The 23880-nt window shown below is 49.6% G+C and carries 27 protein-coding genes and 1 other RNA gene; 17 read left to right on the forward strand and 11 right to left on the reverse strand.

Annotated features, from left to right (window positions below; translation table 11 throughout):
* Positions 1–37 precede the first annotated feature (37 nt).
* The 3 genes from DES37_RS17570 (at position 38) to sstT (ending at position 3777) form a co-directional block, all read left to right on the forward strand.
* A complete protein-coding gene (locus tag DES37_RS17570; RefSeq protein WP_110027088.1) occupies positions 38–1036 on the forward strand; it encodes a Gfo/Idh/MocA family protein in 999 nt (332 codons plus the stop codon).
* 268 nt (positions 1037–1304) lie between these two features.
* Positions 1305–2273 (forward strand): TerC family protein, encoded by a 969-nt coding sequence (locus tag DES37_RS17575; RefSeq protein ID WP_110027089.1) that lies wholly within the window; start codon positions 1305–1307, stop codon positions 2271–2273.
* A 256-nt stretch (positions 2274–2529) separates the two neighbouring features.
* Complete coding sequence (sstT, locus tag DES37_RS17580; protein ID WP_110027091.1) at positions 2530–3777, forward strand: serine/threonine transporter SstT; 1248 nt, start codon at positions 2530–2532, stop codon at positions 3775–3777.
* Positions 3778–3817: 40 nt separating this feature from the next.
* Here sstT and DES37_RS17585 read toward each other — a convergent pair whose 3' ends face one another.
* The 3 genes from DES37_RS17585 to uxaC form a co-directional block, all read right to left on the reverse strand.
* On the reverse strand, positions 3818–4348 hold the full coding sequence (locus DES37_RS17585; RefSeq protein ID WP_036104732.1) for a YgjV family protein: 531 nt from the start codon (positions 4346–4348) through the stop codon (positions 3818–3820).
* Positions 4349–4440: 92 nt separating this feature from the next.
* A complete protein-coding gene (locus DES37_RS17590) occupies positions 4441–5928 on the reverse strand; it encodes a UxaA family hydrolase (RefSeq protein WP_036104737.1) in 1488 nt (495 codons plus the stop codon).
* A gap of 18 nt (positions 5929–5946) precedes the next feature.
* Positions 5947–7359, reverse strand: a complete 1413-nt coding sequence (uxaC, locus tag DES37_RS17595; RefSeq protein ID WP_110027093.1) for a glucuronate isomerase — start codon at positions 7357–7359, stop codon at positions 5947–5949.
* 474 nt (positions 7360–7833) lie between these two features.
* Between uxaC and DES37_RS17600 the strand changes: the two genes are divergently transcribed.
* The 11 genes from DES37_RS17600 to DES37_RS17655 all read left to right on the forward strand — a co-directional run bounded on the left by DES37_RS17600 (position 7834) and on the right by DES37_RS17655 (position 15193).
* Complete coding sequence (locus tag DES37_RS17600) at positions 7834–9135, forward strand: MFS transporter (RefSeq protein ID WP_036104750.1); 1302 nt, start codon at positions 7834–7836, stop codon at positions 9133–9135.
* Positions 9136–9256: 121 nt separating this feature from the next.
* Entirely contained in the window at positions 9257–10033 is a 777-nt protein-coding gene (gene exuR, locus DES37_RS17605) for a transcriptional regulator ExuR (protein ID WP_110027095.1), read from the forward strand.
* Positions 10034–10389: 356 nt separating this feature from the next.
* Positions 10390–11052 carry a DedA family protein gene (locus DES37_RS17615; RefSeq protein ID WP_110027097.1) on the forward strand — a complete coding sequence of 221 codons (663 nt, stop codon included), beginning with the start codon at positions 10390–10392 and terminating at the stop codon, positions 11050–11052.
* On the forward strand, positions 11049–11435 hold the full coding sequence (mzrA, locus tag DES37_RS17620; protein WP_036104762.1) for an EnvZ/OmpR regulon moderator MzrA: 387 nt from the start codon (positions 11049–11051) through the stop codon (positions 11433–11435). Before DES37_RS17615 ends, mzrA begins: the two co-directional genes overlap by 4 nt.
* Before the next feature lie 167 nt (positions 11436–11602).
* Positions 11603–11854, forward strand: coding sequence for a DUF1090 family protein (locus tag DES37_RS17625; protein WP_051691275.1), 252 nt, complete (start codon positions 11603–11605; stop codon positions 11852–11854).
* A gap of 97 nt (positions 11855–11951) precedes the next feature.
* On the forward strand, positions 11952–12251 hold the full coding sequence (locus DES37_RS17630; protein ID WP_036104765.1) for an ElaB/YgaM/YqjD family protein: 300 nt from the start codon (positions 11952–11954) through the stop codon (positions 12249–12251).
* Between the two features lie 2 nt (positions 12252–12253).
* Positions 12254–12652 carry a phage holin family protein gene (locus DES37_RS17635; RefSeq protein WP_425451725.1) on the forward strand — a complete coding sequence of 133 codons (399 nt, stop codon included), beginning with the start codon at positions 12254–12256 and terminating at the stop codon, positions 12650–12652.
* Positions 12645–12920, forward strand: a complete 276-nt coding sequence (locus DES37_RS17640; protein WP_110027100.1) for a YqjK-like family protein — start codon at positions 12645–12647, stop codon at positions 12918–12920. Before DES37_RS17635 ends, DES37_RS17640 begins: the two co-directional genes overlap by 8 nt.
* Positions 12921–13112: 192 nt before the next feature.
* Positions 13113–13505, forward strand: a complete 393-nt coding sequence (locus DES37_RS17645; protein ID WP_036104770.1) for a DoxX family protein — start codon at positions 13113–13115, stop codon at positions 13503–13505.
* A 137-nt stretch (positions 13506–13642) separates the two neighbouring features.
* Positions 13643–14632 (forward strand): glutathione S-transferase family protein, encoded by a 990-nt coding sequence (locus tag DES37_RS17650; RefSeq protein ID WP_036104773.1) that lies wholly within the window; start codon positions 13643–13645, stop codon positions 14630–14632.
* 195 nt (positions 14633–14827) lie between these two features.
* Positions 14828–15193 (forward strand): DUF805 domain-containing protein, encoded by a 366-nt coding sequence (locus tag DES37_RS17655; RefSeq protein ID WP_036104776.1) that lies wholly within the window; start codon positions 14828–14830, stop codon positions 15191–15193.
* Positions 15194–15242: 49 nt separating this feature from the next.
* Here the strand turns inward: DES37_RS17655 and DES37_RS17660 are convergent, their stop codons facing one another.
* On the reverse strand, positions 15243–16142 hold the full coding sequence (locus DES37_RS17660; RefSeq protein ID WP_036104778.1) for a LysR family transcriptional regulator: 900 nt from the start codon (positions 16140–16142) through the stop codon (positions 15243–15245).
* 101 nt (positions 16143–16243) lie between these two features.
* Here DES37_RS17660 and DES37_RS17665 point away from each other — a divergent pair, with 101 nt between their 5' ends.
* Positions 16244–16945, forward strand: a complete 702-nt coding sequence (locus DES37_RS17665) for a pirin family protein (protein WP_110027102.1) — start codon at positions 16244–16246, stop codon at positions 16943–16945.
* A gap of 22 nt (positions 16946–16967) precedes the next feature.
* Entirely contained in the window at positions 16968–17117 is a 150-nt protein-coding gene (locus tag DES37_RS25670) for a hypothetical protein (protein WP_160173958.1), read from the forward strand.
* A gap of 30 nt (positions 17118–17147) precedes the next feature.
* On the opposite strand, the gene DES37_RS17670 is transcribed toward DES37_RS25670, so the two are convergent.
* Positions 17148–17474 (reverse strand): gamma-glutamylcyclotransferase family protein, encoded by a 327-nt coding sequence (locus DES37_RS17670; protein ID WP_036104785.1) that lies wholly within the window; start codon positions 17472–17474, stop codon positions 17148–17150.
* 48 nt (positions 17475–17522) lie between these two features.
* Positions 17523–18083, reverse strand: a complete 561-nt coding sequence (locus DES37_RS17675) for a TetR/AcrR family transcriptional regulator (protein WP_036104787.1) — start codon at positions 18081–18083, stop codon at positions 17523–17525.
* Positions 18084–18177: 94 nt separating this feature from the next.
* Here DES37_RS17675 and DES37_RS17680 point away from each other — a divergent pair, with 94 nt between their 5' ends.
* Positions 18178–18645, forward strand: coding sequence for a nuclear transport factor 2 family protein (locus DES37_RS17680; protein ID WP_036104790.1), 468 nt, complete (start codon positions 18178–18180; stop codon positions 18643–18645).
* Between the two features lie 271 nt (positions 18646–18916).
* Here the strand turns inward: DES37_RS17680 and rnpB are convergent.
* From rnpB to DES37_RS17705, 5 genes are all read right to left on the reverse strand, one after another.
* Positions 18917–19295, reverse strand: an RNA gene (rnpB, locus tag DES37_RS17685) — RNase P RNA component class A.
* Between the two features lie 32 nt (positions 19296–19327).
* Positions 19328–20473 (reverse strand): glycerate 2-kinase, encoded by a 1146-nt coding sequence (gene garK / locus DES37_RS17690; RefSeq protein ID WP_036104793.1) that lies wholly within the window; start codon positions 20471–20473, stop codon positions 19328–19330.
* 64 nt (positions 20474–20537) lie between these two features.
* Positions 20538–21428, reverse strand: a complete 891-nt coding sequence (garR, locus tag DES37_RS17695; protein WP_036104796.1) for a 2-hydroxy-3-oxopropionate reductase — start codon at positions 21426–21428, stop codon at positions 20538–20540.
* Positions 21429–21461: 33 nt separating this feature from the next.
* Positions 21462–22232: a 2-dehydro-3-deoxyglucarate aldolase gene (garL, locus tag DES37_RS17700; protein ID WP_036104799.1), complete on the reverse strand. Its 771-nt coding sequence runs from the start codon at positions 22230–22232 to the stop codon at positions 21462–21464.
* Positions 22233–22252: 20 nt separating this feature from the next.
* The gene (locus DES37_RS17705) at positions 22253–23581 is read right to left on the reverse strand and encodes an MFS transporter (RefSeq protein WP_110027104.1); all 1329 of its coding nucleotides are present in this window, start codon (positions 23579–23581) and stop codon (positions 22253–22255) included.
* Positions 23582–23880 lie beyond the last annotated feature (299 nt).

The raw sequence follows: 23880 nt of genomic DNA on the forward strand, positions 1-23880 counted from the left end.
CTGAGATGACAACCCCTACTGGAGACAGTGCCTGTCTATGATACGTTTCGCTGTTGTTGGAACTAACTGGATAACCCGCCAGTTTGTTGATGCGGCCCATGAAAGCGGTAAATATCAACTCGTTGCCGTTTACTCACGTACACTTGAGCAGGCCGAAGCCTTTGCCCGCGATTACCCGGTATCCCATTTGTTTACCTCCCTTGAGCAAATGGCCTGCCACGCTGAAATTGATGCCGTATATATCGCCAGCCCAAACGCCATGCACTTTTCCCAGACACAGTTGTTTCTCAGCCACAAAAAGCATGTTATTTGCGAGAAACCACTGGCATCCAACTTTGATGAAGCACAAGCGGCCATTGCCTGCGCCAGAGAAAACCGGGTAGTGCTGTTTGAAGCCTTCAAAACCCCAGCTCTGCCTAATTTTCAGGTATTGCAAAATGCGCTGCCTAAAGTGGGTAAGTTGCGCAAAGTGCTGCTCAATTATTGCCAGTACTCTTCCCGTTACCAGCGCTACCTGGATGGTGAAAACCCCAATACGTTTAACCCGGCATTTTCTAATGGCTCCATTATGGATATTGGGTTCTATTGCCTGGGGTCAGCCATCGCGTTGTTCGGTGAGCCGCTTGAGGTAAAAGCGCATGCCAGTTTGCTGGATAGCGGTGTGGATGCCCATGGCACAGTCATCATGAACTACGGTGATTTCGATGTGACGCTGCAGCACTCTAAGGTGAGTGATTCATCGCTGCCCAGTGAAATTCAGGGCGAATCAGGGTCATTGCTCATAGAGAAATTATCTGAATGCCAGGCGGTAACATTCATGCCGCGCGGGGGTTCAGCGCAAACGCTGACCGTCCCCCAGCATATTAATACTATGCTGTATGAAGCACTGCTGTTTGCCGACTATGTGGAACAGAACCTTGTTGAGCACCCTCACCTGGCCTGTAGCCTGGGTATTGCACGCTGGCAGACAGAAATTCGCCAGCAAACAGGTGTGGTGTTCCCGGCGGACGCTACCACGGAACCACTTATTGCGTAAATTTAGGTAAATCACCGGTGCCGGTACCTTGTTTATACCGGGCTGCTGACATATTTTGTTACGCGCAAAGGGGAGTAACTTCATTGCCGGCTGGTCGTCATTACGAAGCGCAAGCTTCCGGTCACCGGGCAATGTGGATGGGTTCCAGAACATGGGTTCCATAACGCATTGTAAGTGAGACCTTGCCGGAAGGCGAGGTGCACGCAATGTAGCGATACGGCTGGCGTCTTCCGACACTGGCCGTTTTTGTTTTGTAAGGAATCTCTCCATGAATAGTGTTGGCACTCCCTTGCTGTGGGGCAGTTTTGCTGTTGTCGTTGCCATTATGCTGGCAATTGATCTGCTGTTGCAGGGCCGTCGTGGTGCCCATGCCATGTCAATGAAGCAAGCCGCCGTCTGGTCGGTTATCTGGGTTTCGCTTTCTCTGCTTTTCAACCTCGCCTTCTGGTGGTATCTCACCGAAACACAGGGCCGTGCAATCGCCGATACGCAGGCGCTGGCTTTTTTGACCGGTTACCTGATTGAAAAAGCACTGGCGGTGGATAACGTTTTTGTCTGGCTGATGCTGTTCAGCTATTTTGCTGTACCGGCAGCATTACAACGCAGGGTGCTTATTTATGGTGTTCTGGGAGCGATTGTCCTGAGAACTATCATGATTTTTACCGGCAGCTGGCTCATTACGCAGTTCTCCTGGGTGCTGTACCTGTTTGGCGCATTTCTGCTGTTCACCGGGATTAAAATGGCCGTCGCTAAAGAAGATGACTGTAGCCTGGAAAATAAACCTCTGGTGCGCTGGCTGAAAAGCCATTTACGTATGACGGACACCATTGAGAATGAACACTTTGTAGTACGTAAAAATGGTCTGTTGTTCGCCACCCCGCTGCTGCTGGTGCTGATTCTGGTAGAGCTCAGCGATGTGATTTTTGCCGTTGACAGTATCCCGGCCATTTTTGCTGTTACTACCGACCCGTTTATTGTGCTCACTTCGAACTTGTTTGCCATTCTGGGGCTGCGTGCCATGTATTTCCTGCTGGCTGGGGTTGCTGAACGCTTCTCTATGCTGAAGTACGGGCTGGCAGTCATTCTGGTATTCATTGGCGTGAAGATGCTCATTGTGGACTTTTTCCATATCCCGGTTGGCATCTCTCTGGGCGTAGTTGGCGCCATTCTGGCCCTGACATTACTGCTCAATAGCTGGGTAAACTGGCGAAATGACAAACAAAACAAGGTGAAATAATCATCTGAATAAAGGGGCGTTTGCCCCTTTATTATTTGGTAAAGCCACAGGCTGCACATTTGCTGCAATTATCACAAAAATGTTACAGCTTAGTTATTAATTCTGGATGGACTCAAAAGAATTAGAGCATATCGCTTCCACCGCGACAGAATATCCTTATACTCATCCATGCAAACACATTGTTACATCCCGCTATAAATGTCACAAATAATACGGCAGCCGGGATGTTTCGCATCATCTCAGACAGGAAATATCAATGGCTACACACTCTTCTCCTGGCCTGTTCCAGCGTATTGCGCAGGGCAGTCTGGTTAAACAAATCCTCGTAGGTTTGATTCTGGGTATTCTGCTGGCGTGGGCATCAAAACCCGCAGCCCTGGCAGTCGGCCTGCTCGGCACATTATTTGTCGGCGCATTGAAAGCCGTTGCACCAGTACTGGTGCTGATGCTGGTTATGTCTTCCATTGCCAGCCATACCAAAGGGCGTAAAACCAACATCCGTCCTATTCTGGTGCTCTATTTATTGGGGACATTCAGCGCGGCACTGTGTGCAGTGGTGGTCAGTTTTGTCTTCCCCTCCACCCTGCACCTGACTGCAGCCGCCACTGATGTCACCCCACCTTCTGGTATTGTTGAAGTATTGAAAGGCCTGCTAATGAGCATGGTATCCAACCCGGTCGATGCCCTGCTGAAAGGCAACTATATTGGTATCCTCGTGTGGGCTGTGGGTTTAGGTTTCGCTCTGCGTCATGCAAACGAAGGAACCAAAAACCTGGTTACCGACTTCTCACATGCCGTAACATTTATGGTGCGTGTTGTTATCCGTTTTGCACCGCTGGGTATTTTTGGCCTGGTTTCTTCCACGCTGGCAGAAACAGGGTTCAGTACTTTGCTGAGCTACGGCCAGTTACTGATAGCGCTGGTTGGTTGCATGATACTGGTTGCCCTGGTGGTTAACCCATTACTGGTGTTTTGGAAAATTCGCCGCAACCCCTACCCTCTGGTATTTACCTGCCTGCGCGAAAGTGGTGTAACAGCATTCTTCACCCGCAGCTCTGCAGCAAATATCCCGGTGAATATGGCGCTGTGTGAGAAGCTGAACCTGGATAAAGACACCTACTCGGTATCTATCCCCCTGGGTGCAACCATTAATATGGCCGGTGCCGCTATCACTGTTACCGTGCTGACACTGGCGGCAGTACATACTCTGGGTATCGCAGTTGATTTGCCCACAGCCTTGTTGCTGAGCGTTGTGGCATCGCTGTGTGCCTGTGGCGCATCTGGAGTTGCCGGTGGCTCTCTGCTGCTGATTCCGCTGGCTTGCGGGATGTTTGGTATTCAGAATGATGTCGCCATGCAGGTTGTTGCTGTTGGCTTCATTATTGGTGTACTGCAAGATTCCTGTGAAACGGCTCTGAACTCATCTACCGATGCCCTGTTCACCGCCGCAGCATGCCAGGCTGAAGATGCCCGGCTGGCCGACAGTAACCCATTACGCGGCTAAGCTTACTCAGTCTGTCCCTCCGGCCTGGCCGGGGGGAAGATTAGCGTGTTTTCTCTACTAAAAATGGGTCGATCCCACGTTTCTGCATCTTCCAGAAGCGAATAATTGTCACGCCGTTGACGATTAAAAAACTCCCTTCTATCAGCGTACCGCCAATCGAACCCAGTAAGGCGTTGTGTGTCACCCAGCATGCTGTTGAACACCACATAACACAGCGTGTGGTCAGGCCTTTGCAACGAAATAACGCCCAGGTACTGGCAATGGTCCCAATCACTGGCAGCACTTCAAACCAGTGCTCAACATGGATGGTGCCAGACAACAATGTCAGGACGATAAAGATCCCCATCACCCATAAACTACGGGTACGCAGAGTGATTAAGGTCCGGATGGCATTTAGTTCCGCGCTGGCACCCGCCGGGAATGCCCCCATCAGGAAAAAATGAATACCGATAACAGCACTGTATATTGAAAGCTGTACCTTAAAACGCCGTTCATCACGATTGAGAAAAGTAGTTATACCAATCAAAAACGCAATGACCCCGATGCCCTGAGCAAGCCAATAGACTGACATGGGAAACCCTTAACAGTAGAAAGAGATGATGCAAAAAGAAACGGCGCTTCACCAAGTGAAACGCCGTTTTATTTTACGCCAGTGACGACATTTTACAATGTGACACCACTCTTGAAGATAGCCAGTTCACGGAAATCATTTTTCTCATTGCAGGTTTGTTTGCCGTCGGCAATATCCACAATAAGATCGATGAATTTTTCCAGTAATTGCGGCATCAGAGTTCCGTGCAGCAACTGACCGGCATCGAAATCTATCCAGTGTGGTTTTTTCGCAGCCAGTTCACTGTTCGTGGCAATCTTAACGGTGGGCACAAACCCGCCATAAGGTGTACCACGCCCGGTGCTGAACAGCACCATATGGCAACCCGCACCAGCCAGCGCACTGGTAGCTACGGCATCGTTGCCTGGTGCGCTTAACAGGTTAACACCGTGGTTTTTCAGGCGCTCACCATAACGCAGCACATCCACAACCTGGCTGGAGCCCGCTTTCTGCGTGCATCCCAGTGATTTCTCTTCCAGTGTGGTAATCCCGCCAGCTTTGTTACCTGGTGATGGGTTTTCGTAGATAGGCTGGTTATGGGCAATGAAATATTGTTTGAAGTCATTCACCATAGTGACTGTCTTTTCAAACGTACTTTCATCACGGCAATGGCTCATCAGAATACGTTCGGCACCAAACATTTCTGGCACTTCCGTTAATACTGTGGTGCCGCCATTGGCAACCATAAAGTCAGAGAAACGCCCAAGCATTGGGTTAGCCGTAATACCAGACAACCCGTCAGAACCACCACATTCAAGGCCAAACTTCAGTTCACTGAGTTTACCTGGCTGGCGTTTATCATGACGCATCGTTTCATATAATGCCTGGAGGTGTTCAACCCCGGCTTCCACTTCATCGTCTTGCTGCTGGCAAATCATAAAGTGAACGCGTTCTTCATCGAACTCGCCCAGGGTTTCACGAAACGCGCTGATCTGGTTGTTTTCACAACCCAGACCAATAACCAGTACTGCCCCGGCATTCGGGTGGCGAACCATATTTTGCAGCATCGTACGCGTATTGATGTGATCATCGCCCAGCTGAGAACAACCGTAGTTATGGCCGAACAGGAAAACCCCGTCAATATCAGAGGCGTCATCATTCTCTTTCAGAAAACGCTGCTGAATTTGGCGAGCGATCCCGTTTACGCACCCAACTGTAGGCAGGATCCATAACTCATTACGCACACCCACTTCGCCATTGGAACGGCGGTAGATCTGAACATCGCGATCCCCCGCCTGCACCATGGATCCCAGTGCTTCAGGTTGATAGCTGTACTCGTCCAGATCGCTCAGATTGGTACGCATATTATGCGAGTGAAGGTGCTCACCTGGCCGGATATCAACCAGTGCATGACCAATAGGCAGACCATACTTAACGACGTTCTCATCCTTCGCGATTGCCCGGATGGCGAACTTGTGCCCACGCGCAACAGGTTGAAGCAGGGTGATATCCTGCCCATCGACATTGACGATGGCCCCTTCGGCCTGGTCCACTAGCGCAACAGCGACATTATCTTGCGAATGGATCTTAATGTATTGCATATCAACCTCAGTTGAGACTTAGTTCAGTTCAATAGCAAAATAATCACGCGCATTGTTAAAGCAGATGTTTTTCACCATCTGGCCTAACAACTCGATATCTGCTGGTGCTTCACCCGCTTCGACCCAACGGCCAATCATCTGGCACAGGATACGACGGAAATATTCATGACGGGTGTATGACAGGAAGCTACGGCTGTCGGTCAGCATCCCAACAAAGCGGCTTAACAGGCCCAACTGCGCCAGTTGAGTCATTTGGCGTTCCATACCGTCTTTCTGGTCGTTAAACCACCAGCCAGAGCCAAACTGCATTTTCCCAGCGATACCTTCGCCCTGATAGTTACCAATCATGGTACCCAGGACTTCGTTATCGCGTGGATTCAGGCAATAAAGAATGGTTTTCGGCAGTTGATTATTTTCGTTCTGTTTATCCAACAGACGAGCAAGCTCTTCAGCCAGCGGGCGGTCATTGATGGAGTCGAAACCAACATCCGGCCCCAGCAGTTTAAACTGGCGGGTGTTGTTGTTGCGCAGTGCACCAATGTGGTATTGCTGAACCCAACCACGACGGGCATATTCCGCACCCAGCCACACCAGTACGGCAGTTTTAAACTGCGCAACTTCAAGCGCAGACGGTGTTGCACCAGTCAGGCGGCGAGCAAGGATGCCATCCAGCGTAGTTTCATCTGCATCGGCATACATTACGACATCCAGCGCGTGGTCAGACACCTTACAACCATGGGCTTCGAAGTGGTCCAGGCGTTTTTTCAGCGCAGTTTGCAAATCGCTGAAACGACGAATATCGGTGTCAGAAACTTCTGCCAGTTTGCCGATGTAATCAACAAAAGTAGCCAGTTCGATGTTAAAAGCTTTGTCCGGACGCCAGCTCGGCAACACTTTGATGTCAAAACTGGAATCAGCGGCAATGGCGCTGTGGTGATTCAGGGCATCGATTGGGTCATCAGTTGTCCCAACCATTTTCACGTTCATCTGCTTCATGATACCGCGAGCAGAGAAAGCATCTTCAGCGAGCAGTGCATTGCACTGCTCCCAAATTTCATCTGCAGTTTTCGGTGACAGCAGTTTACCTGTAATACCAAACGGGCGACGCAGTTCCAGGTGCGTCCAGTGGTAAAGCGGGTTACCAATGGTGTGCGGCACGGTTTCCGCCCAGGCGTTGAATTTTTCGCGGTCAGTCGCATCGCCGGTGCAAAGACGTTCAGCAACACCATTAGAGCGCATAGCACGCCATTTGTAGTGATCACCTTTCAACCAGATGTCATACAAGTTTTTAAAACGATAGTTTTCTGCGACTTGCTGCGGGGGAAGGTGGCAGTGGAAGTCAAAAATTGGCTCATCCGCTGCGTAGTCATGGTACAAGCGACGGGCAAATTCAGTATCAAGCAGAAAGTCTTCAGTCATAAACCGAGTCATTATCGTTGTTCCTCTGGACACGTTATCGGATACCTAATCAGTATGGCTATAAAGTTATCACACCAATTCATTGCATCCGAGCAGAATTTTGTGTCCCCGATCACATAAACCATACAAATTATGTTTATTTAAAGTTAAAAAAAGGACCGCAGGCCGCGCCAGATGTGGCGTAGCTTATCTTCGTTTAATAACCCTGCCTTTAATGCACTTTTGTGATGGCTCTCAACTTTTAAAGCTGTATGACAAGTTATCTTTTGCCTCGTCAAGAACAGTAAATATTACGGAATATTTGGCGATGCGCTTTTATCGCTTCTGTGGGTATGGATGCCAGATGCTTTACACATTCTAACTAGCAAGGCATGGGCCATACCTTAGAGTCACTCTGGTAGAACCCTCCTGAATAAAACTCATCTGCAGGCCTGGTCCTGCAATGCAACCGTGTGGCGCGGTTGAAAACAAATACTGAGGTTTGAAATGCGAAAGATCAAAGGCTTACGCTGGTACATGATTGCACTGGTCACGCTGGGGACAGTGTTGGGGTATTTAACCCGTAACACTGTCGCAGTGGCTGCGCCGACTCTGCAAGAACAGCTTCATATTACTACTCAGCAATACTCTTATATTATTGCCGCTTATTCTGCATGCTACACAGTTATGCAGCCTGTTGCTGGCTATATCCTTGATATTCTTGGTACAAAAGTTGGCTACGCCGTATTTGCTATCTTCTGGGCTGTCTTCTGTGGTGCAACCGCGCTGGCAGGCAGCTGGGGGGGCCTGGCTATTGCCCGTGGTGCAGTCGGTGCCGCAGAAGCAGCAATGATCCCTGCCGGCCTGAAAGCCAGTAGTGAATGGTTCCCGGCAAAAGAACGTTCTATTGCCGTGGGCTACTTCAACGTAGGTTCCTCTATTGGTGCCATGATCGCTCCGCCTCTGGTTGTGTGGGCAATTATGATCCACAGCTGGGAAATGGCGTTTGTTATCACCGGGGTACTGAGTTTTGGCTGGGCGATGCTGTGGTTGTTCTTCTATAAGCACCCGAAAGATCAGAAAAAACTGTCTGATGAAGAACGTGATTACATCATCGGTGGTCAGGAAGCTCAGCACCAAACCAATAACAGCAAGAAATTATCTGCCTGGCAGATCCTGCGTAACCGTCAATTCTGGGGCATCGCATTACCGCGTTTCCTTGCAGAACCGGCCTGGGGTACCTTTAACGCATGGATTCCGCTGTTCATGTTCAAAGCTTATGGCTTTAACCTGAAAGAAATTGCCATGTTTGCCTGGATGCCAATGCTGTTTGCCGACCTGGGTTGCGTAATTGGTGGGTATTTACCTCCGCTGTTCCAGCGCTGGTTCGGTGTTAATCTGATTGTTTCCCGTAAACTGGTTGTCACCATGGGTGCATTCCTGATGATTGGCCCGGGTACCATTGGCCTGTTCACCAGCCCGTATGTTGCTATCGCTCTGCTGTGTGTGGGTGGCTTTGCTCACCAGGCTCTGTCCGGTGCTCTGATTACGTTGTCTTCTGACGTATTTGGGCGCAACGAAGTGGCTACCGCTAACGGGATGACCGGTATGGCAGCCTGGACCGCCAGTACTCTGTTTGCCCTGGTTGTTGGTGCGCTGGCAGACAAAATTGGCTTCAGCCCGCTGTTTGCCGTACTGGCAGTGTTCGACTTGCTCGGTGCACTGGTTATCTGGACGGTACTGAAAAATAAATCCGCTGAAGATATTGTGGATGAAGGTGGCGTCGGTCACACTGCGGCGCAAAGTTAAACCTGGTTCTCAAAAAGCCGCCTTCAGGCGGCTTTTTGTTAGCATCAAGTAGAGCCGGGAAGAGATAAGTGGTATAACAAATTAGTTTCATTATGTATCAGCCCCCATCCTGGAGCCGCTTATGGAGATATCGGATTCTCGTCGCTTATATCAGCAACTGGCCGCTGAGCTAAAACACCGAATAGAAAGCGGCGTTTATCTTGTCGGAGACAAATTACCGGCGGAACGTTTTATTGCTGATGAGAAAAATGTCAGCCGTACAGTAGTACGCGAAGCCATCATCATGCTTGAAGTGGAAGGGTATGTTGAAGTTCGTAAAGGCTCAGGCATTCACGTTATTGCCAACCAGGCCCGCTACAGTACCCAACCCGATGAGCGGTTTGAATTTGCCAATTACGGCCCTTTCGAATTACTCCAGGCCCGCCAGTTGATTGAAAGCAATATTGCAGAATTCGCAGCCACGCAAGTTACCAAGCAAGACATCATGAAGTTGATGGAAATCCAGGAACAGGCGCGGCATGAGAAATGTTTCAGGGATTCACAATGGGATTTACAGTTCCATGTGCAGGTTGCTCTGGCCACCCAAAACAGTGCGTTAGCTGCAATTGTCGAAAGAATGTGGACACAGCGTGTTCATAACCCTTACTGGAAAAAGTTACACGATCATATCGATCTCAGAACTGTCGATCACTGGTGTGAAGACCACGATCAGATTATGCGAGCTCTGGTCAGAAAAGATCCCCATGCCGCTAAACTGGCAATGTGGCAGCATTTGGAAAATACCAAACAGATGCTGTTTAATGAAACCAGCGATGACTTTGAGTTCAATGCAGACCGCTACTTGTTTGCTGAAAACCCGGTTGTTCACCTTGAAGCCCCCGGTATCCCACACAAATAATCCGGCAATGAGCGAGAGATATTCAGGGCGTTAGTGTCAGCCTTTGTAAATACTCTCGCCAGCCTGCATTTTACCGCGCAAAATCAGCCCGACTGCTGCTAAATATTGTGACGCACAACATCTATATTTGTTACAATTGTACGCATTTTTCGTGGCCAGCCTGGCTTTTTGCTGCCTTTTGCCACGTATGTGATACGCCAGAGAAGGCTGTTTTTTATACGGTGGTATAGTTTGTACGGTGGTAAATAGTTTGCACGCTGAAAAAGTTGTTACAGCGGCATCCGCGCGACAAACCCATCCCTCCATTTGCCTCCTTCTGACGTTATTGGTTTTGACTGATGTGCCAGGACCCCTGAATGGAACTTTTTACACAACTCCTTAATGCACTCTGGAGTCAGGATTTTGAAACCCTTGCCAATCCTTCAATGATTGGCATGTTGTATTTCGTTTTATTTACGATTTTGTTCCTGGAAAATGGCTTACTCCCGGCAGCATTCCTTCCTGGAGACAGTTTGTTGATTTTAATCGGCGTACTGATTGCTAAAGGCGCACTTGCAGCCGTCCCCACATTGATTTTGCTGACCGCAGCAGCAAGCCTGGGTTCCTGGGTAGGCTTTGTTCAGGGCCGCTGGCTTGGCAACGCTCGCCTTGTGCAGAAATGGCTGTCACATCTGCCCACCCATTATCATCAACGTGCCCACCACTTGTTCCATAAACATGGTCTTTCCGCGCTGCTTGTGGGCAGGTTTATCGCATTTGTTCGTACTCTTCTCCCAACCATTGCTGGCCTTTCTGGCCTGAGCAGCTCTCGTTTTCAGTTTTTCAACTGGATGAGCGGGTTGTTGTGGGTGCTGATTTTGACTGCACTGGGTTATCTGCTGGGTAAAACCCCTGTGTTTGCCAAATATGAAGATGCGTTGATGTCCTGTCTGATGCTTATCCCGGTGGTACTGCTGGTCTTCGGTCTGCTGGGGTCCCTGGTGATGTTGTGGAAAAAACGCAACGGGAGCAAAGGATGAAACTGTTCCGTCATTTAACCAACAACCGTGCCCACCTCGCTATAGTGGCCTTGTTACTGATTTGTGCCAGTACCGTATTCTGGGCTGCGACCCGCAAACCAGACACCACACTGGAAATTCGCCCGGCACGGGCTGGCGCAACAATTCCCGATGGTTTCTTCGTCTGGCACCACCTTGATGCCAATGGCATTCGGGTAAAAAGCATTACACCAGATAACAATAAGCTCGTGATTAAGTTTGATTCCAACGTGCAAAGCGAAGCCGCTGCCCGGGTTCTTTCCGCAACGCTTCCCCATGGGTATGTCATTACGCCACGCCAGGAACCTACTCCGTTTGATCACTGGCTGGCCCGCCTCGGTGTTTCACCCTCCAGAATTGGCTGACCTGCTTTACCGAATATTCTGAATATTTTCACTTACTTTGCCGTTTAGCTTCATCCTGACTATGCTTACCAGGCGATTTAAAAATACAAAATCGCTAAACTGACAGCATCTTCAACGGACTGGTGCCCCCTTGTTGCTGCTACCAGAAACGAACGGACGTGTTAACAATGAATTATCGCACCTTGCTGGTTTGTACGTTTACCTTGCTGTTTTTCTCCCCTCTGATACAGGCATCCACCGCCTGTCAGGACAAACAGCAAGATATATTGCGTGAGATAAGTTATGCGAAAAAGCACCACAATCAGCGCCGTATTGATGGCCTGAATAAGGCTCTGGCGGAGGTCAGATCCCGGTGCAGGGAAGAATCCCATCGCAACAACTTATCGGGTGAAAAACATAAAACCACTCATGCGCGATAAAGGCCCACTCTAACGGCAGATCAGCGTTACAGCAGGCACCTCAACATGTGTACAGGTGCCTGATTCATGGAACTGTGAATTAACTGGAGAAGCCTGTATGTCCAAAGATACTGAACAACTGCGTGATGAACTGAAATCCCTGGCTGATACCCTCGAAGAAGTACTGAATTCTTCAGGCGAGAAATCTAAAGAGGAAGTTGAGAAAGTACGCGCCAAAGCTGAACGTATGCTGAAACAGAGCCGGGTGCGGGTGACTGAAACCAGCGAAGCGGTACTACGCCAGACCAAAGAGGCTGCCTGCAAAGCAGATAACTATGTTCATGAAAACCCCTGGGCAGGAATCGGCATCGGCGCCGCTGCGGGCCTGGTATTAGGTATGCTGCTGGCGCGTCGTTAATGATGGGCGATTCTCCGACACAAGGGCCGGGAGGGCGTATTCTTGGTTCGGGAAAGCGTATTCTGTCGCTGCTGGTCTCCATGGTGGAGACCAGGCTTCAGTTAGCCGTAGTCGAACTGGAAGAGGAAAAAGCACGCCTGTTTCAGTTGCTTCTCCTGCTGTCACTGACACTGCTTTTCGCTCTGTTTGGCCTTGCCAGCCTGTTAGTGCTTATTGTTTGGGTTATTGACCCCCAATACCGGCTCTATGCCCTGACTGCAGCCACAGTGGTATTGCTACTCCTCGCACTCTGCTGTGGCCTTGTGGCAGTGCATAAATCACGCGCTTCCACTCTGCTGCGCCAGACTCGGAAAGAATTATCAAAAGACAGGCAGGCGCTGGAGGATACTCACCATGAGTGAATCACTTGCCGAGCGAAAGGCGCGGCTGACATTGCGTATTCAGCAACAACGCCTTGACTTGCTCAGTGCAGAGCGCGAGTGGCTTTCTGCCATGGCTCCGGTAGATGCTGGCTGGCGGCATCTGGCCCGCTACAAATGGGTAGCCATAGCCGGAAGTGGTGTACTGGCAACCTGGCAATTGCGCCACCCAGGAAGGCTGGTACGCCTGCTAAGGCGTGGGCCACTGGTCTGGAGCACCTGGCGTTTAGTCCGTAACTTGCTGCGCTGACGGATAAAATCCCGCGGTTTGCCCGTGGGATTCACCGCCGCCCAACACCGTCAATTTTTTTGAATTTTTCTGACAATTTTACTTGCTAACAATCTCCCTTCACTCTCTTTATTATTCAGCCATGGACAGCAAGGCACACTAATTACCTGCTGCTACTCAATAAAAACAAACTGGTTTTCTGGAGAGAGTAAGATGAAAAAATTCGAAAATATTGGTTTTCTGGTTGCACGCATCCTGATGCCAATTCTGTTTATCTATGCCGGCTGGGGAAAAATCAACGCTTACGGTGCAACTCAACAATATATGCAGGCAATGGGTGTACCGGGGGCTTTACTGCCGCTGACCATCTTACTGGAGTTCGGCGGTGGCCTGGCTATCCTGTTTGGTTTCCTGACTCGCACAACAGCTATTATTACTGCAGTCTTCACATTAATTACTGCGTTTATCTTCCACAGTAATTTTGCAGAAGGCGTGAACTCACTGATGTTCATGAAAAACCTGACAATTGCTGGCGGTTATCTGCTGCTGTTCATCACCGGCCCTGGTGCAATCAGCCTGGATCGTATCCTGAAAAAGAGCTGGTAATGGTTCAAAGCAAAAAGCGGAGAATGTCTCCGCTTTTGCTGTATCACGGCAACTGAAAGTCAGCCCTTCACTTGTTTCTCGCTATGACAGTTTATGTTGGGAAGCCGGGTTAAAGACACAGAACAGAGGAAACAGACATGGGACAACTTATTGACGGAGTGTGGCACGATACCTGGTATGATACGAAATCAACTGGCGGGCGATTCAAACGCTCTGTCTCCGCTTTTCGCAACTGGATAACGCCAGATGGCACACCAGGCCCAACCGGAACCGGTGGGTTTGAAGCATCAACATCCCGCTACCATTTATATGTCTCTCTTGCCTGCCCCTGGGCCCACCGAACGCTGATTATGCGGCAACTGAAAGGGCTTTCTGATTTCATTCCCGTTTCGGTGGTCCACCCGTTGATGTTTGAACACGGCTGGACACTGGCACAGGATTTCCCGGGCGCTACGGGGGATAGCCTGTACCAGCATGAGTATTTATACCAACTCTACTTACATGCCGATGAACAATACTCTGGCCGTGTTACCGTCCCCGTGCTGTGGGATAAGCAAAACCAGACGATTGTCAGCAACGAATCGGCTGAGATTATCCGTATGTTTAACAGTGCATTTGATGCACTGGGTGCAACAGCGGGAGATTACTATCCCGAATATTTACGTGCACAAATAGATGAGGCTAACGCCTGGATCTATGACTCCGTGAATAATGGCGTGTACAAGGCAGGGTTTGCGACGTCTCAGGAAGCGTATGATGAAGCGGTAGCCGGTGTGTTTACTGCGCTGGATAAACTGGAAGACCTGCTGGGGCAACAACGCTGGCTGGTTGGTAACCAAATGACAGAAGCAGATATCCGCCTGTGGACCACGCTTATCCGTTTTGACCCGGTGTATGTCACCCACTTCAAATGCGACCGCAAGCGAATCAGTGATTACCCCAACCTGTTTGCGTACTTACGGGATATTTACCAGATCCCCGGAATTGCCAATACCGTAAACTTTGACCATATTCGCCACCACTATTTTTGCAGCCATAAAACCATTAACCCAACAGGCATTATTTCCACAGGCCCGGTTCAGAATTTAATGGAGCCCCACGGGCGCGAACTGCAGTTTCCAGGTTAAATGGCAGGTTAAGTCGCGCGACAAAAACCGGGCCCGCGCCCGGTTCTTGCATTGATTCCACAAACTCCCCACCATTCATGTTTAAAAAGGTGAGAACTCAGCCATTCTCTGTGCCTGCAATTTGCCAGTTTTATTTTCAGTCCTATGCTTTATCTGGTGATTAAAAAGATCTTCTGACTGGAAAGGAGAGTGCAAATGGACTGGTATTTAAGCGCGCTGCGCAATTACGTTGGTTTTCAGGGGCGGGCTCGCCGCAAAGAATTTTGGATGTTTACCCTGGTTAATATCATTTTTGCTGCAGTTCTGGCAGTGCTGGACAATATGTTACACCTGCGTATTCATGAGCAGGGTGTATTATCGTCCTTGTATAGCCTGTTTGTGTTAGTTCCCTCACTGGCGCTGCAATTCCGACGCCTGCACGATACTGACCGTTCAGCCTGGTGGCTGCTACTGATGCTCATACCACTTATTGGCGCGCTGATTTTGCTGGTGTTCTATTGCCAGGAAGGTAACCGTGGTGCCAACCGTTTTGGCAATGACCCTAAAATAGCGATTAACTGACAACACAGAACCCGGTGTAACTCCCCGGGTTCTGATGCAAAAGCGTGGGTTATTTCATATGCGCGAACAACTTCGGTATTTCACGCAGGCACCATGACTTGGCCTCACCCATGCTGTCGCGCCGCCAGGCCATAATAATGTCAACTTCGCTGGTCGATTCAGGGCTCACAACCCGTAAACGCCCTTCCTCAATATCCTGTTTCACCAGCGGCCATGGCATGGTTGCCACCCCCATGCCATCCAGCAAGGCCCGGTGCTTATCATGAATGGTACTTACCGTAAGGCGCGGCTGTTTATCCAGCAGTTGGACGGTTAATACCGGGCGCTCGCGTGCGGTGTCAGCCACCGCTATGCCCCGGTATTTCACCCGCGTTACCTCTGAAAGCGGTTCTGCCTCGTTATGGATAGGATGGTCTGCCGCTGCAACATAGACATTCTTCATGGAGTACAGCTTCCGGGAGTTAATCTCTGTTGAAGAGCGAAAATGCATGTCTGGTGCAATAACGATATCGGCACGCCCTTGCTCCAGGCGCTCCCAGGCACCAGCCAGTACCTCAGTCAGCAGAGAAAGCTGTGTATTGGCTTTTTCTGCCAGCCTCTCCACTAAAGGAAATAACGCAAAAGTAGGCACCAGCGCTTCAGTTACAATCGTCAGGTGAGTTTCCCACCCCCTGGCCAGTGCTTCGGCATCTGTTGTGAGTTTATCGGCCGCTTCCAGCAACACCCTGCCCCGTTCCAGCAGCATTCTGCCGACATTAGTGAATTTTGTACGGTGGCCTGAGCGGTCGAAGAGCACCACATCCAACTCTTCCTCAAGCTTTTGCATGGTGTAACTCAGTGCGGAAGGTACTCTGCCTAATTCATCTGCCGCTGCTGCAAAACTTCCCCGCCGGTCAATAGCATCCATCACTCTTAATGACTCCAGCGTGAGTGCGCGTTCTTTTGCCATCCTCTTCTCTTTCAGGAAATTTGAACATACCCAGCAGATTAACTGGCTAACAATGCAGCGTCCAGTTACTTAACATGGAGAGAGCAAAAAGAGGTTAAAACATGATTACGACAAGAACAGCAAAACAGTGTGGCCAGGCAGATTTCGGCTGGTTACAGGCACGCTACACTTTCTCATTTGGGCATTACTTTGACCCGGACTTACTCGGCTACGCATCGTTACGTGTACTGAACCAGGAAGTTCTGGCGCCTGGAGCTGCATTCCAGCCGCGCACATACCCTAAAGTAGATATCCTGAATTTAATTCTGGATGGTGAAGCAGAATACCGCGACAGCGAAGGTAACCATATTCGGGTTAAAGCAGGTGAAGCGTTGCTTTTATCCACTCAGCAGGGTTGTAGTTACAGCGAGCATAATGCCAGTAAAGATAAATCCCTTACCAGGATGCAACTGTGGCTTGATGCCTGCCCGGAACGCGAAAATCCGTTAGTCCAGAAAATAACCCTGGCAGGAGACAAGCGGCAGTTAATTGCCTCACCAGATGGCAAACAAAACAGCCTGGTGCTGCGCCAGCAAGTGTGGCTCCATTATGTGAACCTGAAAGCAGGCGAACAGGCAGAGTTCCAGTTACATGGTCCACGGGCATATTTACAGTCTATTCATGGTACTTTTCACGCACAAACAGGCGCTCAGGAAAAGGCCCATATGACTTGTGGTGACGGCGCATTTATTAAGGATGAGGCACATCTAACCCTTGTGGCGGATACCGACCTGGAAGGGTTGCTGGTAGACTTGCCTGTATAACAACGCCATGAGAGAGACTGTTATGCAACACGAACAAACATCTGCAAACAGCGCAACAATACCGGTGACGCAGCCCGCTTCGCTCGACGATATTTTTGCCCAAACGCTGGATGAGCTCGAAGCTATTGTGGCGGAAGCACAAGTTCGCCTGGCTGAAGAGCTTTATGCCTGACACCACACTTTTTCTGCCAGGCCTGGGGCATCAGGCCTTCAGGCTATAGACAAAAGCACAAATTTTTTGTCCCTGTTGCGTAGTCACTTCCACGGTTACCCGCTGGTAGTCAGTACCTTCAAAATCATCCAGCATTGCCCAGTTTTCATCCAGCCCTGGGGATGAAAAAAGATATCCGTCAACCATTTCGCCCTGTGAGCTCAGTACCAGTGCCGGGTAACCACCGAGTGTGCGCCAGCCCGCATTGACAACATGCCCCATTACCTGGGCCGGTTCCCAAAGGCCTTCCATTTGCATCAACAACCCGGCGTTTTCCTCCCCCGGGCAGAGAGATCCATAGACAAACAAATGTGCCATAGCTGCTCCTGGTACCAGTAACACTAAACGAAGAATGGATAAAATAGCTTACTGTATGAAGTTGGCAAGGCAAGCCTGCAATAGTGCCACTGTCGCCTCCCGGTCTTCTTCCCGCTGCGCCTGAACAATAGCGCCATCTACTAACAAAGCACATTTTTGCGCCGTCTGAATGCGCTGCGGGGTATCTGGCAGGCATTGCGCGATGGTATCAGCCATATCCTGCTTATGTTCCCGGATTACGGGCAACGCCTGCGGTAATACACCAGTAATTTCACTGGTGGCATTAATAAAAGCACAGCCGTGAAATTCAGGTGACAGAAACCAACGGGAAAGCACCTGGGGCAGTGCCAGGTAAAGCTTGCCACTCTGCGCCATTTCCTCTTTCAAAGCCGTGGCAAACCAGGTTATCCATAAATCATGACGGTAATGCAGAAAAGCCAAAATAAGGTCGTTCTTGGCCGGGAAATGGCGGTAGAACGTTACTTTCGTTACGCCTGCTTCTTTGATTATCCGGTCTACGCCGGTAGCCCTGATACCGTCTTTATAAAACAACTCATGGGCAGTGCGAATAATGCGCTCTTTGGCGCTGACTTTTTTAGTTGCAGTCACTTCAGGTTTCCTGATTCCAGCCAATAAGTAGACAGAACTGTCTACTTCAGATAAGTTAAGTAGACAAATCTGTCTACATACTACAGGAGACATCATGGAAACACGACCACCCGTGCCACCTTTTACTTATGAAAGTGCCACACTAAAAGTGCGAATGGCAGAAGATGCCTGGAATAGCCGTGATCCTGAAACAGTATCGCGGGTGTATGCGCCTGATACTGTATGGCGCAACCGGGCGGAGTTTGTTACCGGGCGTGAGGCTGTGGTGAGATTTTTACAACGCAAATGGCAAAAGGAACTGGATTATCGGTTAATTAAAGAGTTATGGGCAGTAAATCAAAACAGGATTGCTGTCCGATTTGCCTATGAATGGCACGATGATTCCGGGAACTGGTTTCGTAGTTATGGTAACGAAAACTGGGAATTTAATGAGCAGGGCCTTATGGTAAGGCGTTTTGCCTGTATCAACGATCTCCCCATTTCGCACACTGAACGCCTGTTCTTCTGGCCTTTGGGCAAGCGCCCGGACAGTCACCCCGGACTGAGTGAATGTGGTTGTTGAGTGCCAGAGCGTTTCACAAAAAGAAAAGCCCCGCCATTGCTGGCGGGGCCTGAAAGTGTGAAGCTGACCGGTAAGCCGCATTCTTTGTTATATAGCGTCTTGGGCAGTCATTCATCTCTGTTGATAAAAAGAAAAGCCCCGCCATTACTGGCGGGGCCTGAAAGTGTGAAGCTGACCGGTAAGCCGCATTCTTTGTTATATAGCGTCTTGGGCAGTCATTCATCTCTGTTGATAAAAAGAAAAGCCCCGCCATTGCTGGCGGGGCCTGAAAGTGTGAAGCTGACCGGTAAGCCGGGTTCTGTCTTGGACAGTCATTCATCTAGGCCAGCAATCGCTCACTGGCTCAAGCAGCCTACCCGGGTTCAGTACGGGCCGTACCTTATGAACCCCTATTTGGCCTTGCTCCGGGTGGAGTTTACCGTGCCACGAACTGTTGCCAGCCGCGCGGTGCGCTCTTACCGCACCCTTTCACCCTTACCTGATCCTGCTTGCGCAGGCCATCGGCGGTTTACTCTCTGTTGCACTGGTCGTGGGTTTGCACCCCCCAGGCGTTACCTGGCACCCTGCCCTATGGAGCCCGGACTTTCCTCTCCTCCGCCCGTCTCCTTCGAAAAGGACGACGACGAAGCAGCGACTGTCTGGTCAGCTTCGGCGCGCAGTATAGAGGGTTTCGCGCCGTCTGTCACCTTGCGGTGCACATACCTACCATTAACGTGGCCGCAATATTACGCGATTCACGGTAGATATTATCAAACGCGCCCCGAAACGCCTCTTCCAGCGAGCTGATACTGCTTAATACGCTGAATACGGCATCAATACCATATTGATGCACAACAGCAACATCCTTCGTTAAAGAGCCAGCTATACCAATTACGGGCTTATGGTATTTTTTCGCAACACTGGCAACACCAACCGGTACCTTACCATGAATACTTTGGCTATCCAGCCTGCCTTCACCTGTGACAACCAAAGTGCAATCGTGAATATGTTCTTCCAGATTCAGTGCTTCAGTAACAATCTCAATACCACTACGTAATTCAGCGCCCAGAAACGACATTAATGCCGCGCCCATACCACCAGCAGCACCGGCTCCCGGAACATTCTTCACATCTACATTCAGCGTGTCTTTAATGACGTCTGCAAAATGGTCAAGATTACAATCCAGCGTGCGAATCATGCTTTCCGTTGCCCCTTTCTGAGGGCCAAAAATTCGGGATGCGCCGTATTCACCCAATAATGGGTTAGTTACATCGCAAGCCACATTGATGACGCAATGTGCAAGGCGAGGATCCAGATTGCTGATATCAATATTACGCAGTTGTAAAAGACTGCCTCCACCGAAGCCAATTTCATCACCGGCTTCGTCAGTAAGGCGGGCACCCAATGCCTGGACCATACCCGCACCACCATCATTGGTTGCACTGCCACCAATACCAATAATGATGTTTTGAGCACCTTTCTCCAGAGCATGGAGAATCAATTCCCCCGTACCACGGGATGTTGTCAGTAACGGGTTACGCTGTTCCGGTGGAACCAGTGCGAGTCCACTGGCCTGAGCCATTTCAATAAATGCGGTTTTCCCGTCACCTGAAATGCCCCATTCCGCCATAACCTGTTGCCCTAAAGGCCCGGTAACCGGGGAATTCATTCTGATTCCCTGAGTGGCCGTAATCATGGCATCAACGGTTCCTTCGCCGCCATCGGCAACCGGTACGGAGACATATTCGGCATCAGGGAAAATTTCACGAAATCCTTTTTCGATTGCCTGAGCTACCTGAGTGGCAGAAAGGCTCTCTTTGTATGAGTCGGGTGCAATTACGATTTTCATAAGGTTGTTGCCTGGTCATGCCACTCAGGGCGAAAACATCCGGGCGCTGTCTCGCGCCCTTTCCTTATCGGCTGACTTCAGTCTTAGCCAGTTTTTCGTAGTAGCATGCCAGCGCACTGTGGTCGGCAGAGCCAAGACCATCAGCACGTAATGCCTGCATCATTTCCATTACCGCTGCAGTCAGAGGTAACTGGGCACCTACGCCATGGGAAGTATCCAGCGCATTCGCAAGGTCTTTAATATGCAGTTCAATACGAAAACCTGGTTTGAAGTTGCGATCCATAACCATTGGGGCTTTGGCATCCAGCACAGTACTACCTGCCAACCCACCGCGGATTGCCTGATAAACCAGATCCGGGTTAACACCCGCTTTCGTTGCCAGTACCAGGGCTTCAGACATCGCTGCAATATTCAGGGCAACAATGACCTGGTTTGCCAGTTTAGTTACGTTCCCTGCACCAACATCACCGGTATGAACAACTGAACCTGCCATTGACTTCATCAGGTCGTAGTATTTATCGAATACCGCTTTGTCACCGCCGACCATTACAGACAATGTGCCATCTACAGCTTTAGGTTCGCCACCGCTTACCGGTGCATCAAGCATGGAGACGCCTTTCGCTTTCAGTGCTTCACTGATTTCGCGGCTGGCAAGTGGCGCAATGGAACTCATATCAATTAACACCAGCCCCTGGCGGGCGCCTTCGATGATGCCGTTTTCACCTAATGCCACTTCTTTCACATGTGGGGAGTTAGGCAGCATCGTAATAATGACATCACACTGTTCAGCAATGGCTTTCGGTGTTGCTGCAGTTTCTGCACCTGCGGCAATAACATCTGCAATGGCTTCAGGATTACGGTCTGAAACCACCAGGGAATAACCGGCCTTAATGAGGTTTTTACTCATTGGTTTACCCATGATACCCAGGCCAATAAAACCAACTTTCATCGTCATAATTTGCTCTCTCTCGCTATTTACAGGTGGTCGTTACTTTTTGAATGCATCACACAGTTTTTGAGTGGCACCACGGAAAACCCCAAGGTCACTGCCCACAGCAACAAAGGTTGCGCCCCATTCCAGGTAACGGCGGGCATCAGCTTCAACGGGTGCCAGAATACCGGCGGGTTTGCCATGCGCTTTTGCGCGTTCAAAAACATGCGCGATTGCGCGCTGTACTTCAGGGTGAGAAGGGTTGCCGAGATAACCCAATGCGGCAGACAAATCGCCCGGTCCCACAAAGATGCCATCCACACCTTCTGTTGCAGCAATCGCATCCAGGTTATCCAGCCCTTCCTGGCTTTCGATTTGCACCAGAATCGTGATGTTGTCGTTTACTGTTTTGAAATAATCTTTCACCGTGCCGTAGCCGTTACTGCGGTGAGAAACGGAGACACCACGAATACCTTGCGGCGGATAGCGTGTTGAGGCTACCGCCCGCACTGCATCTTCTTCTGATTCAACAAACGGGATCAGGAAGTTATAGAAACCAATATCCAGGAACCGTTTAATGATGACTGGCTCATTGGTCGGAACACGAACCACAGGAGCGCTGTGGCTGCCCTTCAGGGCCATAAGCTGAGGAATGAAAGTAGAAATATCATTCGGCGCATGTTCGCCATCCAGCACCAGCCAGTCGAAACCTGCCAGGCCAAGCACTTCTGTCGTGATAGGGCTTGCAAGAGCAGACCAGCAGCCTATCTGTGTCTGGTGAGCCGCCAGTGCGGCTTTGAATGTATTTGGAAAAAATTCGTTATTCATTGTCTTGCCTTCATCGTTGCTTATTTTTGAAGTTCCATACGTTTGATATCGCCAACAACCAGCAGGTAGCAAACCATCGCCATCAGTGCTGAACAGCCGACAAAGATCAGAGCAGCATTAAAAGAGTGAAGCTCACTGACCAGATAACCAATCACCAGTGGAGTCACAATTGATGCTACGTTACCGAAGACATTAAACACCCCACCGCACAACCCAACGATCTCTTTCGGTGCGGTATCGGAAATTACTGGCCAACCCAGTGCGCCAAAACCTTTACCAAAGAACGCCAGCGCCATCAGTGTTACAACCAGTGCTGTGTTATCAACGTAGTTGCACAGAATGATGGTTGAAGCCAGTAACATGCCCAGCACTATTGGTAATTTACGGGCAAAAGTAAGAGAGACACCACGGCGAATCAGGTAATCTGAGAACACGCCACCCAATACCCCACCGGCGAAGCCACACAGTGCCGGGATAGAAGCAACCAGGCCAACTTTCAAAATGGACATGCCACGTGCCTGAACCAGGTAAATAGGGAACCAGGTCAGGAAGAACCAGGTGATGGTGTTGATAAAATACTGCCCGAAGAACACACCCAGCATCATCCGGTTTGTTAGCAACTGTTTGATGTAGTTAAGTTTTGGACCAGTAACGCCATTATTCTTACGTTGGTCCATATCAACAACTGCCCCACCTTTACGGATGAAGTCCAGTTCTGCTTTAGACATACGCGGGTGATCTGTTGGGTTATGGATAGTACGAGTCCAGACCCAGGTCAGGATAAAACCAAGAACCCCCATCACGGTGAATACATGTTCCCAGCCCCAGGTAAAGGTTAGCCAGCCCAGTAATGGAGAAAAAATCGCTAATGAGAAATATTGCGCAGCATTAAATAAGGCTGAAGCTGTGCCACGCTCTTTGGTCGGGAACCATGCGGCAACAATACGCGCATTTGCGGGAAATGAAGGCGCTTCGGAAAAGCCCAGCATAAAGCGCATTGCGAACATAGTAACCCCGGCCCATGCAAGAGGAAACATGCCAACAAACCCTTGCAGGAAGGTAAATAATGACCAGAAAAACAAACTGTAGGTATAAACTTTACGTGAACCAAATTTATCCAGTAACCAGCCTCCGGGAATTTGCATTAACAAATAGGCCCACCCGAAAGCAGAAAAAATATATCCCAACGAGATTGAACTAAGTTGTAGTTCTTTACCCACTTCAGCACCGGCGATGGAGAGAGTGGCCCGGTCTGCATAATTTATTGCAGTGACAATAAATATCACTAACAAAATAAGATATCGGGTATGCATTCCCCGTTTAGCTTCCACTGTTTCATCCAAAATCATTTTTCCAGCCTCTAAGTCGGGTACGAATAAGTAGATTTAAAATATATTGATGAACACTATCTAAATGCACTAACAAAATAACCAGCAGGTGTTTTTTAATTTTCTTCAGTATAAGCACAGTATAAATAGCACGCACCATGCAAACGCACAATTGAAAGTGTTAATTTAAATTATCTCATGAGCAAATGCACAACATCATGGGCGATAATGCACAATTTTTACTGTTTCCATCCTTGCCAGCTCTGGCTTCAGCATATTAAGTGATGTAGATCACATTTTATTCCAGGTGAACCTGACAT

Origin of the sequence: Mangrovibacter plantisponsor (assembly GCF_003182475.1) — a bacterium.
In the GTDB taxonomy this organism is placed as follows: Bacteria; Pseudomonadota; Gammaproteobacteria; order Enterobacterales; family Enterobacteriaceae; genus Mangrovibacter; species Mangrovibacter plantisponsor.